This is a genomic window from Paenibacillus sp. FSL M8-0142 (assembly GCF_038597315.1).
In the GTDB taxonomy this organism is placed as follows: domain Bacteria; phylum Bacillota; class Bacilli; order Paenibacillales; family Paenibacillaceae; genus Paenibacillus_AQ; species Paenibacillus_AQ lactis.
The window spans coordinates 3,114,735-3,130,073 of sequence record NZ_CP152008.1; the positions used below are offsets into that span (position 1 = coordinate 3,114,735).

The following is a 15,339-nucleotide window of genomic DNA, read 5'->3' on the forward strand; positions in this document are numbered from 1 at the left end:
ATCTATTCGATTGGAGTAGATTGCCTTTTCTTTTGTTTTAAGGTCAAATGAATGTCATGAAAATTGGCTTAAAATGGCTTATGTTTCGCGCAGTGCTTATGACTATCACTCATATCGAATCCCGTAGCTCCTGAATATCCAGCATGGGCGGCCGTCCGTACATACGGGCATATTCGCGGCTAAACTGCGATGGGCTCTCATAGCCTACGCGGAAGGCGGCTTCGGAAATTTGCACGGCCTCGGTCACCATTAGTCGGCGGGCTTCTTGCAAGCGCAAGCTTTTCTGATACTGCAACGGGCTCATTGCCGTGACGCGTTTGAAGTGTTTATGGAATGCAGACGTGCTCATGTTGACGGATTTGGCAAGCTGCTCAATGACAAGCGGACGGTCGTATTGCCGGTTAATCATCTGGATCGCCTGCGCGATATTGTGTGCATGGCTGCCGATCATAGCAAATTGATAGATAAGCGAGCCGTGTTCACCTTGGAGGATGCGATACAGAATTTCGCGGATGATTAGCGGTGCCAGGAAAGGAATATGATCTGGCTCGTCCAGCAGCTGCATGAGACGAACCATGGCTTCGAGCAATGGTGGAGACGTGCGATTTACGGTTATGCCGCGGGAGGCTTCCCTCAGCGAAACAACGGAGGGGCTCGTCTCTTTGACAATATCCAAGATGACGTCCGCATCGAAGCTAAGTTTTAGGCTTAAATACGGAGTTTCGGGCGTAGCCTCAATGATTCTTCCGATGATAGGCAATTCGACGGAAGTCACCAGATAGGTCGATGGATCATATCGATAGGTTTCATTGGCCGTTGTCGCTGTTTTTGCCCCTTGCGCTACGACGCATATCGATGGCTTATATACGGATTCCATCGGCTGGGACAGTTTTGTAGCATGCATCAACATCAACGACGGGATCGGCGTCAAATGTGTCCCGGTTGACGGAGCGTGGCGGCATATCAAACTCGCCAATTGCTGCAAGACTTGCTCCTTGCGGAGTAATTCGTCCATAGTCACGTATTCCTTTCCAGATCAGTCGGAGTGTATTGCTTTTATCATATCGAGAATGAAGAGAATTAGGCAAGGATTGAATAGATATGTTCTAACGGCATAAGCCATTGATTCCATATAATGAGTTCACAGGGTCAATCCAGTCGGGTTACCGGCAATAAAATGAAGGTAAAGGTGTGAACAAATATGAGTTTACATGGAAAAGTGGCAATCGTTACCGGGGCTTCACGGGGAATCGGACGGCAGATCGCGATCCAACTGGCTGCGTCCGGAGTGAAGGTGGTCGTCAATTATTCCTCGAATTCAGGGAAAGCGGAGGAGGCTGTTCAGACCATTGAGGCATCCGGCGGGGAAGCTGCAGCGATTCGTGCCGATGTCAGCAAGGTAGGAGAAGTTGAAACGTTGTTCGCGGAAACGCTTGAGCGGTTTGGACGCCTGGACATTCTGGTTAATAATGCCGGCATCATGGAGTGTACGGCGATTGAGGACGTGACGGAGGAGAGCTTTGACCGGCATTTCGCGATCAACGTGAAGGGAACGTATTTCGCTTGTCAACAAGCGATGAAGCATATGGAGCAGGGGGGAACGATCATTAACTTCTCGACCTCCATCTCAGGTGGGATGCTTCCGACGTACAGCGTGTACGCTGCTACGAAAGGAGCAGTCGAGCAGTTGACCCGCCAATTGGCCAAGGAATTCGGCGCAAGAGATATCGTCATCAATTGCATAGCGCCGGGCCAGGTATCAACTGAACTTTTCTTAAGCGGCAAGTCACCAGAGCTAATTGATTCATACCGCCGAATGAACGCATTCGGACGACTGGGCGAACCCGGAGACATTGCCAATGCGATCGAGCTGCTTGTCAGCGACAAAGCCCGGTGGATAACAGGACAGACGATCCGCATTAATGGCGGATTTAATTAAGAAGCTGACGGGGACAAGACACAAGTCCCATAAAAAGCCGCCAATGGCGGTTTTTTTAGTACCTGAACCTGGTTCGCGAGACGTCTGTGCCTTTTTGTAAGGTAATTGAATGAAACGAGAAAGTAAACAGAAAGAATTCGCAAATACAATAAAAAAGTCGGATCCGGCATCGAAGACAAGACCTCAATACTTGTAATGGCGATTCCGCTGCAATAGCAGATTGGAGTGAGAAAGGAGCAGCTTAAATGGCAACGATCCCTGTTTGGAAAAAAAACATGCTTTCGGCTTTGGCAGTCGTTATGGTCGCTTGTGCCACCGTGCCTGCGGTATCCGCAGCCGGAGAGCCTCAAGAGAAATTGGCGCCAGCCCAAAGGGCGGCCATACTGAACGAGAAGGACATCGAAGCGTTTGCCGACACGTTTTTCAACCGCCCCGATATTCAGGCTTTGGGAGTACCCGGTGCGTTATTTGTTGTCGTTAAGGATGGCAAAGTACTGCTGCAGAAAGGCTACGGCTATGCAGACCTCGAGGCAGGAAAACCCGTCGATCCGGAACAGTCCAGGTTTCGTATTGCCTCCGTTTCCAAAGTAATTACGGCTACAGCCGTTATGCAGCTAGTGGAACAAGGCAAGATCGACCTGGAACAGGACGTTCAGCAGTACATGGGCGACGTGCTACTAAAAAATAATACGGGCTCGCCGCTAACGATGGAGCATCTGCTTACACATACAACCGGCTTTGATATCGTAGACCCGCCGCCGGGCGACATGATTACGGGCGATTTGTCCGCCGTTGCGCAGCTCAAAGATTACATCATCAAGACGATGCCAACGGTCATTCACAAACCGGGCGAAGTATATAAATATGATAATTTCGCCTCAATGCTGCAGGGTTATATTGTCGAGCAAGTGTCCGGTAAGCCGTTCCATCAATACGTGAATGACAACATTTTCAAGCCGCTTGGAATGAAGAACAGCCAGTTCGTATTGACTCCAGGCATGGAGTCAAGCCTTGCTACCGGTTACAACGAACGGCAAGAGCCGCTGCCGCCTTACAATACGATTCCAACCGATATGCCTCAGGGCAGCATGCTAACGACGGGGAGCGATATGGCCAAGTTTATGCTCGCCCATTTAAACGAAGGAACGCTCGGAGAGACACGCATTCTTCGGAAAGAAACATTAAAAGAGATGCAAAGCGTGCAGAAGGCGATTCATCCGAAGGTGCCGACGATGACGTACGGGTTTGAGTTCGCTATGCATCACAAATTCAACGATCAATACGTGATCGGAAAAGGAGGGAGCATCCCCGGTTTCGCTTCATGGATGTGGCTTCTTCCCGAGCAGAAAGTTGGCGCCTTTATCGTGTACAACAATAACTCCGATCTTCGAGACCGATTATTCGAAGCATTCATGGACAGGTATTTTCCGGCTGAACGTCAACCAATCTACGCTACACCTGCCAAGGATCAATTGGAAAGGTACGAAGGCATCTATCGGGATTTGCGGGTCGCCTATTTGACAACTCGAATTAAGGCACAAGATGGCGTACTCTTGCTAGAAGATTTAATGGGTAAGCACACACTCCAACAAGTCGAGCCGCTGCTGTTCGAGGATGAGCAAGGAAGTCCTGTGGCGTTTCAAGAAAACAAGGACGGGACCATCAGGTTCTTATTCACCAAAACCAATCCGGCGGCGTGGTCGGAGAAGCTGCCTATTCCCGAAAGATTTAAGGATGTCGGCGAAGATCATCCTTATGCGTCCTACATTGACGGCTTGCATCAGCTTAACGTGGTTAAAGCCGGACAGGACGGAAGGTTTCTTCCGGATGCGCCGATGACTCGCGCCGAATTCGCCATTTGGCTCGTCAATTGGCTGGGAGCTGTCCCTTCAAAGAGCCAACCTGCATTCAGGGACACGGCGAACCGGTCGGATGCGGGTAAAATCACGACAGCGTTTGATATGGGGTTTGTGACAGGCACCGACAAAGGCTCGTTCGAACCGGACCGTCCGATCACCCGTCAGGAGGCGGCAGCGATGGCTTCACGGCTTGCGATCCTGCTAGGTCATCCGCTAGAGAAAGCAAAGCTAACGGGGAAGACCGATTCATGGGCCGTTGACGCTGTAAGCAATATCGTCGGATACAAGTTCTATGGTCCGGAAGTGACACCGTCCCCAGACGGCTCCGTCGATTACCGATCCAAGCAGGTCATGACACGCAAGGAAGCGGCAGCGTTGTTATACCTCCTTGGGACGAAAAGCTTGACGTTGCCGGGTTCCGCTTAACTTGTTGAAGGGTCACTCGAACTTATGTGATTTTTAAGCGAAGCGATGAACCGGAGTGTTAAATGCATGAATCACCGTTTGTACAAGACCGAAAAGTTACTCTCAAAAGTCGCCAAAGGCGGCTTTTTTTCATGCGTTGTTTTGTCCCAAGGGCCAAAATTCGCCAATCCGTGGGAATCAAGATGGTGGTCCGATTGGAGCGGAGCGAGCCCATTTGTTTAGCTCGGTTCACGGGCACTATTTCGCTGACACCTTTTGCCAAAGGGCAGTCGAAAAATAATTGGAAGAAAATAATGGTTGTATAGTAGAATAATCCCACAGAGATCAATCTGCTTGTTGAAGCATGAGGGGGAATTCAAACTTGAAGCATCTTGTTCATTATGGGGGTAAAATCGCAATGATTTTATCCTTCGCCTTGAGTGCCGGTTGCAGCAATAGTACCGGAGAGGCAAATCAACGAAACCATCCATCCGTATCGGAAGAAGCTCCAACACCGAATATCGGGGAGTCAGCAGATCTCACACCGCAAACGGAGTCTGAAGGGGAAGAATTTAACCGTACTGGCGAACTGTATGGGTCGAACGTGATGTATGCCATAAAAATGTATCTCGAAAAGCCGGAAGTTCCTCAAGAATCGCGAGATAAACTCGCCGAATCCATAGCGCTTGGGTATGACTGGTATCGGAAAAAGGATGTTTCGGACTTCGAAGCTCTGGCTCGCCATATAAAAAGTGATAACCGAGAAGAGGTGAAGGTTATTTATGAGAAGCTCATAACAATCTACCCTCTGCCTACCAAAATAATCAAAGGCGCAAGCTTCAAAAAAGCTAAGGAGCCTGCATGCAAGAATGAGAGACGGTCGCCAGAATCTGGATTATAATGGTAATCACCTGCCGTTCAGATTTCTTTTTTTAACACGACCTCCAGCATAAAAAGCACCTGGAAATGAACGGTTAGTACCGTATTTTCCGGGTGCCTTCAGATATGAAAATGGATTATTGCTGGCTGGACAGGTAATCGATAAATTAGGATAATCCATTAGCATTCCCTGCACATCATGTTCCAATCGATGAAAAATAAATATGCTCAAATCGCCTTCTCGATTACATTAAAGCGAACTGGATGCCTTTTCGAGCAATTGACTTAAGAGTCCATAGTCCGGCGAATCGACTTCACGAATTTTCAACCATTTTCGCTCAGGCGGACCTTCAAATTCTTTCGGCACTTCCAGCTCGGCCGTATTCATAATCATGAACGCAATTGCGTCTTTCGAGGGGGAAATCACCGCGGCGTAATGTCCATTCTTAAGAAAATGCGGTTTTTTGTACTGGATACGCTCTTCGACCGAGGGAATGGTTTCATGAACCAACTCGCGTAGTCGATTTGAAATCTCAACTTGCCACGGCTTACCGAGATTTTCTATAAAAGAGGTTACTTCTTGATTCAATCCAGCTCAGCTCCTTTTCCAGGAAATTATTTACTGAACTGAATATACCACGTTTGGAATATTCCTGTAAAGGAATATTTGGTAAATGTCTTGCCCAAATATTTCTATCAGATATATGGATGCATTCCAAGCAAATCCTGCTCTAAAATCAAGCTATGGCTTGCACCTTACGTAACGTCATCTTTTATACTAGAGCTACCGGTAAACCGTTAGCGCTAACAAAGGAGTTTCTGATGAGACGACATTGGAAAGTAGGGGACCTTGCCAAACTCGCAGGGCTCACCGTGCGAACTTTGCGATTTTACGATCAAATCGGCTTGTTCTCGCCATCCGCGCAGACTGAGTCAGGTCACAGGCTGTACAACGAATCTGACCTTTCCCGCTTGCAGCAGATTGTATCGCTGAAGGAGTTGGGTTTATCTTTGGAGGAAATCAAGTCCGTCCTTATCGACGGGCAGATCAGCCCGCTGGAGATCATCAACCTGCAGATGGCTCGAATTAAGGAGCAAATGAAGCTTCAGCAAATGCTCCTTGAACAGCTTCAGCATGTATCCAAGTCGATACAGGGAAATGCACCATTAGCTGTGGAAGATTTCACCGAACTCTTGCAAGTGATGAAAAAAAGCCATGAGGCATTGGTTATCGAGCGGCGGACAAGGTGGGAGCAGCGTCTCGATATGCTTGGCGATTTTCTTGCCATGGGAGAAGAAGAATCAAAATCTAAGGAGGATTAACCGTGACTGAACGTTTTGTCAAACACGCCACTTTTGTAGTGGAACGAACTTATGCCGCATCGCCTGCGAGGGTCTTTCAAGCCTGGTCCGATGTGAATTCCAAGGCAAAGTGGTTCTCCAAGCCCGAAATTTTTGAATTCCGTGTCGGAGGGCGGGAATACAGCAGCGGAGGTCCGCCAGAGGGACCCGTCTTTACCTTTGATGCGTGCTATCAAGAAATTGTGCCGGAGGAGCGGATCGTTTATAGCTACTCCCTGGATTCGGACGATATTCGGATGTCCGTTTCAATCACGACTGTAGAGCTCTTCCCAACCGAGAGCGGCACGAAGCTGGTATTCACCGAGCAAGGGGCGTTTTTCGACGGGCATGATACGCCAGAGATACGCGAGCATGGCACGAACGAAATGCTTGACGCGCTTGGCAAATCACTCGAATAGGAGACAGGGATTTTGTAGGGTCTGGGAACGACTGTTGCCGAGAACGGCTCTGTTCATTTCTAAGACGAGTGCAGGAGCGGAGCGGGCATGTGCATTCCATACTTCGATAGTTATCGAATCATACCTGGTGTAATATGTAACGGGGCTGCATATATGAAGAAATTGAGTTGGGAGGGCGTAAGATGGAAGGGACACAACTAGTTCAAAAGGCGATGAATTTCAGAAGGCTTCACTCGAGCTTCTTTATTTTGCCTAACGCATGGGATGCTGTGAGCGCGAAAATTTTCGCGCAATGCGGCTTCCAAGCTCTGGGCACGACCAGTGCTGGCATTGCGGCATCTCGTGGTTATGCCGACCGCAGCATGCCGTTTGACACGATGCTGGATGCCGTCCGCAGCATTGTTCAAGCCGTCGACATTCCCGTAACCGTGGATATCGAAGACGGCTATGGAGAGACCCCAGAGGAAATTGTTGAAACGGTCAAACAGATAATCAACGCCGGCGCGGTAGGGATCAATCTGGAAGACAGCACCATGGATCCGCAAATGCCGCTGTATGATATTCCTGATCAGCAAAAGAAAATCGCCGCCATCCGTGAGCTTGGGAAACGCATTGGCATTCCCGTCTTTATCAATGCCCGAACGGATCCCTACTGGATCAAGTTAGAGACTCCTTTCACTAAGCTCGAGGAAACAATTAAACGGGCGCATGCTTATCAGGAAGCAGGCGCAGATTGTATTTTTGTCCCCGGAATCAAAACAGTCTCTGACATCCGGACACTCAGGCAAGAAATAAACGGCCCGATTAATGTATTGGCTGTACCCGAATTGCCTCCAGCGCATGAACTTGAAGCGCTCGGCATCCAGCGAATCAGTACCGGCTCCGGGCCATTCCGAGCTGCGGTATCCTTATTGCAGTCCATCGGCCGGGACATGTTGGATAGGGGCAGCTTCGAGCTAATGACCTCGACCTCGAAAATTTCTTATGATGACTTATTGAGGCTCTAAGAGGCTTCTACATATGCTATAATCCTATACATCCCCAAAGAACGCTCTCGACGAAGAACTTCAGTAAATGTGAGGTGCTTGAATGGATAACATAATATTTGACCGAATCAAGGGCGGGCTGTACGGGGTGGCTGTGGGCGACGCGCTTGGCGGAACGACGGAGTTTATGACTGAACGGGAGATCGAGGAGAAGCATGGTTATTTGACGGAGATCATTGGCGGTGGGGTATGGCACCTGGAGCCTGGGGAAGTGACCGATGATACGATGATGACCCTGTGCGTGGCAGCAGGAATCCTCGAAAATCCTGTTGAACCAATGGAAGCAATCGGGCGTTTCTTTATGGAATGGTATCAATCGAGACCTAAAGACATAGGGAATATCATCCGACACGTGTTTCAAAAATACGAGGGCGATTGGCTCGAAGCCGCGTTTGTGGCGCACATGGATATGGGGCAAAGCGGCGGGAACGGATCCCTCATGCGATGCCTGCCTGCGGCGTTAGCGTATAAGGACCCGGCAGATATTGATCGAATGACGGCTATGCAGTCACGCATGACGCATTATGATCCAAGGTGTACTGAAGCCTGCATCATGTATAACCGAATGGCTCAGCGCCTTCTGCAGGGAGAACACTTAAGAACGGCGATCATGGCCGAAGTGGCGGGAAGCGAATACGAGGACATCATTGAAGAACGGCCGGATTGTCCGACAAGCGGGTATGTGGTACATACCTTCCGGTGGGTGCTCCACATCCTGCTCCAAACGTCGGATTATGCAGAAGTCGTGCAGAAGGCGGCAAATCTAGGCGGTGATTCCGATACGATCGGCGCGATCGCCGGTGGGTTAGCAGGCATCTACTACGGTTATGCGGGCATTCCGGCCCGATATGCCGAGGCGATTTTGATTAAGGAGAAGCTTGATGAGATCAGCTCGCAGCTATATGCATTGAAAATTTCGTAGTAAGGAGTCGCGGAATCCGCGGCTTTTTTTGTTTCCCATGAAGCTCAAGTCCTTGTTGACCAAGAAGTACCCGTTAGATAAAGAGCAGCAGAGCGGTCTCGAGTATTAAATATCAGCCACTCCGATGATTCCTTATGTTAACCTGGAAGCATGGTGTGAGTTTATTAATCAATTAAGAAGGCGTTTCCTTAAATCCATTGATCCAAACAAGAAAGTAGTGTATTTTAATAGGAAGGGATCACCTTTATTACCAAATTCGAGCAGCTGTACACAAAACTTGAGCGTTAAGTCAAAAGTGATACTGTCCATTATCTTAGAAAGGGGGCAGTTGAATGTTTCAGATTAGTATCATTTTGTATGCACTCGTAGTCGTTATCGGTTACTTATGGATGAGAAAAAAAATGAAAGTCACCTACAATTCAAATGGGCCGTTGTATAAGCATATCAACCGATTTCATCTCATGGGGGAGCTCATCATTGTTGCGGTTTCTTTAATCGCCCTCTTCTACACGAGGCTTGTTCTGGAATGGAGATGGGAGGCTTATCAGGACTTTATTCTTGTGCTAGTCTTTCTGCATGCATTCCGATCCGTTGTTGAAAGACGCTTCAATAAGGAATCCAAACAGCACCTCCTAAGCGCCTACACAAGTGTCAGCAGCTTGCTGCTCTTCTTTGGTGTTGAGCTGTTCGTTTGATATTGCAAGCAGGATCCACCGTATTTTCTAAAAAGGGTCGTAAGGACATTCGTTTGAAGGAACGAATGTCCTTTTTTTCCTATATCATCATAAATGCGTGAGGTTCAGCAATGGGGGAGCAGACGGTGCCGATTGTGAGAATGGATCATCTTCCCCGAGCTCCAGCACCGCTACTATCCGCTCCAGTGGACGGATGCCGAATAGCTTGCAATGATCCTGGTTATATATCCATTCCGGGACCGTTCGGCGTGCGTACCACGGTTTGGATTTGGCCAGCAATTGAAAGTTCTGGATCAAACAGCATACCGCTGCATAATCCTCCTCCTGCTTATGTGAATCTGCTTCTTCCTTGGCTACGACTAGGAGGAGGGCAGACGAAGGATTCCCTTGCAAGACAGGCAGCTTTCCGGCTGCTCCGCTGCCCGTTACATAGATAAAACGCCACGGTTCCCTTAATCCGTCATTAGGCGCCCAGACGGCGTCATTCAGAACCTCCAGAATGCTTTGCTCTGAAATCCGGGCGTTATTCGATTGCACTTCACTCGGCTGTCCGTCTCCGACGATCAAGGTCCATTTTTGTTCCGCCGGCGTTCTTCTTCGGGCTCTCGGCACTTTATCGAAATATCCCACGTGTAAAATTCCAGCAAAACGTTCCCCCTCTTGCAAACCGATTTCCGCAAGAAACGATTCGCTTTGAAGCATCGGATCCGTGTCCCACAGCGCGCCCAACCCGCGCTCCCAACCAAGCAGGAGAAAATTTTCCATGATACTGCACACGCCAGCGTAATTTTCATCGCGCTGTCGCTGATCGGAGGCGGATTCCGCGATGAAGATCAGGTGCGAGGGAATATCCGTTATCTGTTTTATGAAATAATTGATCATTTTAGCAGGGATAAGCTTGCCGAATTTGCTTTCCTTCATTTTGGCGATCATGCTCTCAACCAGCCTTTGACGCGACTCTGCCGTGCCGGCGTATAGGCAGCGCCAGCGCGGTGTACCTTCGGTCTCGTACAGTTTGGCTGCATCAGTCAGCAAGGATACGATTATATCAGGGTCAACCGGGGTTGGGTTGAATCTCCGGATGGTTCTGCGTTCTCTTATCGTTTGGGAATAATTCAATGTAATTCCTCCTCGGAAAATTGTTTACTAGTAAACAAAAATATTAAAAAAATTTGTTTATCTCTCGTCTATGTACCGGGCCATTCCCTGAAAGAACTTCAAAATCGTATGCAGCTCATCGTCGGAGTAATGGTCCAAAAAACGCATAAATCGCTGCTCTTCCGCTTCGTGCATAGACCGATGCATTTCAAACAGCTGTTTCCCTTGGGGGGTAAGACGAAAGTACACCTCTTTGCGATTATCATTGAGCTGGGTCCGATGAATAAGCTCAAGCTCAAGCAGCTTTTTGCTAATCTTGGTAATGCTGGCCTTTGACAATTTTAATTTCTCGGCAATCGCGGAATGATTGATCGGTTCATGATCGCCGATACAATCCAGAACATGAATGGTCGATAAGTTTCCAGGCACGTCTTTCAGCTGCTGAAGCTGTACCATCTTTTTGATTTCTTTAAGCTCCAGCTCCATTCTCTGTTCATGCAAATGGGAAAAATGAAGCAGCTGTTCATAAATTAACGTCTTGATACGGTCAGGATAATCCATGCTTCGGTCCACACTCCATTTTGTTTACTTGGAAACTAAAATATCATAGTTCACATGATTCGGCAAGTGCGTGCTGCTGCTTGGTAAATCATGAAATATGCTGCATAAGATCGGTTTTATCTAACAAAAATAAAAAACAGCGTGCCTAAAAATCCAAACGTTTAGAGGAGCAGATGATGTATTTTTTTGTTCGTGATCGACAGTTGTCGAACGCAACGTTAGGCCGTATCGTAGTCCGTCATAACACCAAACAACCGCCGTCACTGCACGGCGGTTGTTTGGTGCTGTGTCTTACATAGTCAATCGACGGTAATCAACGTAACCGTATCAAACTGACTTGCGCTGCTAACCATGCACAAGGATGACAAATTTTATTTATATCTGGTCAGGTGATGATCCAACGGGAACATAATTGACGCACGACATTACTGATCATCTTGGCAAAATTTGATCCCATTTTCGCAAAAGGATCAGATTTTGATCATGAAGATCAGTTATGGCGATTTACGAGCTGGTCCCCATTGACTTAACATATAATGCGAAATCTGAACAAAACAGACACCTAAAAGCGAAGACAAATGAAAGCGCTTTAGTTATCTTAATACATACATAAGTGTTTTTTTCTTATGCAATCAATTTAGGGTATGGAGGGGTCCAATGAAGCGAATTCCAATGATGATGCAATTGGCATTTATCCTATTCTGCATCATGGCCGTACCGATGGCCATCTTAACCTGGTACAGCAGCTCCCAGATCCTGCAAAATTCGGAGCATGCCTTCGCCGAAACCTCGCTTGCAGAACTAAATGCCAATCGCGAGCTGAATGAGAATGCTCTGAGCAATCTATCCCAGAATACGGTACGCCTTGGCGGCACCGACATCTTCGATCGAATCCGTCCGTTCAAGTCTCTAGCTGAACTCAAAACGAATTACATGAATGTAAGCAAGGCAATGGCGGTACTCAAGGAATTGTTGAATCTGAATCAGAGCGTCGACGGGGTATATTCGTCTTTTTTTTATCTTGACGATGCGAATTACGTAATATCGACGGACAAAGGCATTACAAGCTTGGACAAATACGAGCCGATCGGCTGGCTGAACGAAGCGCTTATGGAGCAAAAAGGAATCCGCGGCGTATGGTATCCGCGCAAGCTTGATTCGGGCGTGAATGTCTTATCGTTCGCATTGCCTTTAAATCGGCTTTCAACCGCTACTCGCGGAACGATTGTTGTCAATTTGAAGGAGAGTCAAATCCAGCAGTACCTGCAATCAACGAAATCGGGGAAACAAGGTTATTTTCTCATGAAGTCAAGCGGGGCAATCATCTCCCATCATGACAAGAATTTGCTGCTCAAGAACGCGTATGAGGAACCATTCATCCACGATATCGCCCAGGAGGCATTGCCTGAAGGGTACATGTTCCGTGAGCTTAACGGCGAGCGATTACTGTATGCGTGGTCCCGTACGAAAGAATTCGGTTGGACAAACGTAAGCATCTACTCAGTCGATGATTTGATGAACAAGCCCCACAATTTGCAGCGAAGCATCATATTCCTTACGATCGTCATTATTTTCGCGGGATCCATCCTGACCGTTTTCATTGCCACTTGGTTGTCCAAGCCGGTCAGGGAACTGGTTCGTACCGTTCGCGGTCGCGTCAATCCGGGGGTCCGCAATAAGAATGAGTTCGTCTTTCTGGAGGCTGCATTCAGGCGGATGCAGGAAGAGGAGGAAGGGTTGTATCAGCTGCTGAGTATCCGCGAGCAGGATGCCCAAAGCCACGCCATCCATCGTTTGCTGCGGGGGGAAGTAACGTCTCAGGCGGAAGAAATTTTCCCGGACTTGCACTTTCTTGTAGCCGTCGTTTCCATCGACGGTTACCGGAATTATATAAGCCGGAACAATCCGGAAACGCGCAGCTACCATCGCTACTTGCTCATCTCGAAATGTGCTCACTTGTTCCACAAAGGCGTTCAAGCGCGCTGCGTCTATCACGGCGACGGGCACTTCGCCATCCTGATCAACTATGGACAGGACGAAGATGACAACCATAGAATCGGCATTCATGCCGCTTTAGAAAAGATGAAGGACGATACAGCTGAATTGCTGGAGCATTCAGTCACAATTGGTGTGAGCCGTCCGGCAGATTCAATCCGGCTGGTCTCGGATCGGCTGGCGGAGGCGATGGAAGCGATCAAGCAGCGGATGATCGCCGGCAGCGGCGGAATCACATATTGGAAGGAGGAGGAAGGTCGGGACAAAAAATATATCTATCCGTCTAACAGCGAAAGACGAATTCTAAACTTCCTTGACCAAGGCAATCTGGACAGCATCATTGAAGAGCTGAGAATCATACGCGTCGAAATCCGTTCTGCCGATTACGTGTCCTACGATAATATCCTATTCATCTATCATCAATTGGTTGGCGTGACCATTAAGCACCTTAGAGAGAATAACGTCAGCACCGCGCGGATTTTCTCCAGGAGGGGGAATATTTATGCTGCATTGGCTTCATTTGATACACTCGATGAGCTTGAAGAATATCTGATTGGATTTTACAGCGAAATTGTTCACTACCTTACGCGCTCACCGGGCGGGACCCACAAATATGCCGAGCGAATCATCCATTATTTGAATGAGCACTATCGTGAGGAAGTGGTGTTTGAAGAGATGGCTAAGGAAATCGGTATCAGCTACTCTTACATGCGAAAGATCGTCTACGAACAAACGGGCAAAAGCCTGTCCGACTATCTCAACCTGCTGCGGATCGAGAAGGCCAAAGAGCTGCTTCTTGACAGTAACCTGTCGATTGCCCAAATTGCGTCCGAGGTAGGTTACATGAATGTACGAAGCTTCAATCGCCTGTTCCGAAAATTCGAAGGGATGCCGCCGAGCAGCTACAAGCTGCACAGATCCAAAACCTCGTGACCTGCAGAAACGGTCCTTAAGCTTGGTCCACAGGCTAACTAATGTAGCTGCCGGAACGGACAACACACCCTATTTGATTCAAGCAGCCATAAATGATTCTTAGTTTCTCAGGAATTGCGGATCAGATGGAATTTGAATCAAAAGTGGCTGCAGTGTATCAATATTCGGCGTTTACCTTTGGATGATCGGGACGATATGATAAGTCCAACCTCGGGGTCATCCATTAAGGGGAATGCACGGAGGAGATCAAGCCATGGAGGAGGTGAGATTTTGAAAGTCCCAGACACTGCATCAGGATTTGAAACCGCTTCAATTCCCTTCCTAGAAAAGAAACAGGGAATCCTTTATTATCTTCGTCGGGATTGGCAGCTCTATTTTCTGCTTCTCATCCCGTTAGCGTTTGTCTTGGTCTTTAAGTACGCGCCGATGAGCGGTCTTATCCTTGCGTTTAAGGATTATAAGATTGCCCACGGATTTTGGGGCAGTGAATGGGTCGGGCTGGAAGTGTTCAAGGACATTTTCGCCAAATCCGATTTCGGTCGCGCCATTCGCAACACGCTGTTGCTGAACGTGTCGGATCTGATATTTAGTTTTACCATGCCAATCATCCTGGCATTATTGCTCAACGAGGTAAAGAACGCTTTATTCAAGCGCGTGAATCAGACGCTGCTCTATTTACCGCACTTTCTGTCCTGGGTCATTATCGGGGCAATCGCCTATCAATTGCTGGGCGAAGGAACCGGCATGATCAATAATCTGATCGCCAATTTGGGGGGGACACGAATTCCGTTCCTTCAAGAAAACGTCAATTGGCTAATCAGCTATATCTTCATTGGCGTATGGCAGAGCATGGGCTGGGGAACCATCATCTACCTGGCTGCGATAAGCGGCATTAATCCCGAGCTATATGAAGCGGCGGTCGTGGATGGTGCGGGCCGATGGCGGAAAATGTGGAACATCACGCTGCCCTCGATCCGGGTGACGATCGTGACCTTGCTTATTTTGAACCTGGGCCATGTGATGGCTGGTTCCTTCGAGCGGGTCTTTGCCTTATCGAATAAAGCAACCACGGAGTTCACCACGACCATACCCGTTCTCGTATACCGCTGGGGGATCGAGGGCGGCAACTTCAGCCGAGCAACCGCCCTCGGATTGTTCCAGGCAGTCGTAGGGCTCATCCTCATTTTGTTGGCGGATCGGGTTGCCAAGAAATTGGGCGAAGACGGCGTGATATAGAAAGGAGGGAA

The 15,339-nt window shown here is 48.4% G+C and carries 14 protein-coding genes; 10 read left to right on the forward strand and 4 right to left on the reverse strand.

The window, feature by feature from the left end; translation table 11 throughout:
• Positions 1–109 precede the first annotated feature (109 nt).
• On the reverse strand, positions 110–1,015 hold the full coding sequence (locus tag NSQ46_RS14545) for an AraC family transcriptional regulator (protein ID WP_028405112.1): 906 nt from the start codon (positions 1,013–1,015) through the stop codon (positions 110–112).
• A 186-nt stretch (positions 1,016–1,201) separates the two neighbouring features.
• Between NSQ46_RS14545 and NSQ46_RS14550 the strand changes: the two genes are divergently transcribed.
• The 3 genes from NSQ46_RS14550 (at position 1,202) to NSQ46_RS14560 (ending at position 5,104) form a co-directional block, all read left to right on the forward strand.
• A complete protein-coding gene (locus NSQ46_RS14550) occupies positions 1,202–1,939 on the forward strand; it encodes an SDR family oxidoreductase (protein WP_028405111.1) in 738 nt (245 codons plus the stop codon).
• Between the two features lie 245 nt (positions 1,940–2,184).
• Positions 2,185–4,224 (forward strand): serine hydrolase, encoded by a 2,040-nt coding sequence (locus tag NSQ46_RS14555; protein WP_342576906.1) that lies wholly within the window; start codon positions 2,185–2,187, stop codon positions 4,222–4,224.
• Between the two features lie 361 nt (positions 4,225–4,585).
• A complete protein-coding gene (locus NSQ46_RS14560) occupies positions 4,586–5,104 on the forward strand; it encodes a hypothetical protein (RefSeq protein WP_342576907.1) in 519 nt (172 codons plus the stop codon).
• A gap of 228 nt (positions 5,105–5,332) precedes the next feature.
• Here the strand turns inward: NSQ46_RS14560 and NSQ46_RS14565 are convergent, their stop codons facing one another.
• Positions 5,333–5,671, reverse strand: a complete 339-nt coding sequence (locus NSQ46_RS14565; protein WP_007128215.1) for a DUF1801 domain-containing protein — start codon at positions 5,669–5,671, stop codon at positions 5,333–5,335.
• Positions 5,672–5,904: 233 nt separating this feature from the next.
• Here NSQ46_RS14565 and NSQ46_RS14570 point away from each other — a divergent pair, with 233 nt between their 5' ends.
• The 5 genes from NSQ46_RS14570 (at position 5,905) to NSQ46_RS14590 (ending at position 9,505) form a co-directional block, all read left to right on the forward strand.
• On the forward strand, positions 5,905–6,405 hold the full coding sequence (locus tag NSQ46_RS14570; RefSeq protein ID WP_341033261.1) for a MerR family transcriptional regulator: 501 nt from the start codon (positions 5,905–5,907) through the stop codon (positions 6,403–6,405).
• Positions 6,406–6,407: 2 nt separating this feature from the next.
• A complete protein-coding gene (locus NSQ46_RS14575) occupies positions 6,408–6,842 on the forward strand; it encodes an SRPBCC family protein (protein WP_007128213.1) in 435 nt (144 codons plus the stop codon).
• 182 nt (positions 6,843–7,024) lie between these two features.
• Complete coding sequence (locus tag NSQ46_RS14580) at positions 7,025–7,849, forward strand: isocitrate lyase/phosphoenolpyruvate mutase family protein (RefSeq protein ID WP_341033262.1); 825 nt, start codon at positions 7,025–7,027, stop codon at positions 7,847–7,849.
• Between the two features lie 82 nt (positions 7,850–7,931).
• Positions 7,932–8,810, forward strand: coding sequence for an ADP-ribosylglycohydrolase family protein (locus NSQ46_RS14585; RefSeq protein WP_028405105.1), 879 nt, complete (start codon positions 7,932–7,934; stop codon positions 8,808–8,810).
• 332 nt (positions 8,811–9,142) lie between these two features.
• Positions 9,143–9,505 (forward strand): DUF4181 domain-containing protein, encoded by a 363-nt coding sequence (locus NSQ46_RS14590; protein ID WP_341033263.1) that lies wholly within the window; start codon positions 9,143–9,145, stop codon positions 9,503–9,505.
• 87 nt (positions 9,506–9,592) lie between these two features.
• Here NSQ46_RS14590 and NSQ46_RS14595 read toward each other — a convergent pair whose 3' ends face one another.
• Positions 9,593–10,624, reverse strand: a complete 1,032-nt coding sequence (locus NSQ46_RS14595; RefSeq protein WP_340900460.1) for a nitroreductase family protein — start codon at positions 10,622–10,624, stop codon at positions 9,593–9,595.
• A 57-nt stretch (positions 10,625–10,681) separates the two neighbouring features.
• On the reverse strand, positions 10,682–11,164 hold the full coding sequence (locus NSQ46_RS14600; protein WP_007128208.1) for a MarR family transcriptional regulator: 483 nt from the start codon (positions 11,162–11,164) through the stop codon (positions 10,682–10,684).
• A 657-nt stretch (positions 11,165–11,821) separates the two neighbouring features.
• Here NSQ46_RS14600 and NSQ46_RS14605 point away from each other — a divergent pair.
• The gene (locus NSQ46_RS14605; RefSeq protein ID WP_342576908.1) at positions 11,822–14,092 is read left to right on the forward strand and encodes a helix-turn-helix domain-containing protein; all 2,271 of its coding nucleotides are present in this window, start codon (positions 11,822–11,824) and stop codon (positions 14,090–14,092) included.
• A gap of 270 nt (positions 14,093–14,362) precedes the next feature.
• Positions 14,363–15,328 (forward strand): ABC transporter permease subunit, encoded by a 966-nt coding sequence (locus NSQ46_RS14610; protein WP_342576909.1) that lies wholly within the window; start codon positions 14,363–14,365, stop codon positions 15,326–15,328.
• Positions 15,329–15,339: the final 11 nt, after the last annotated feature.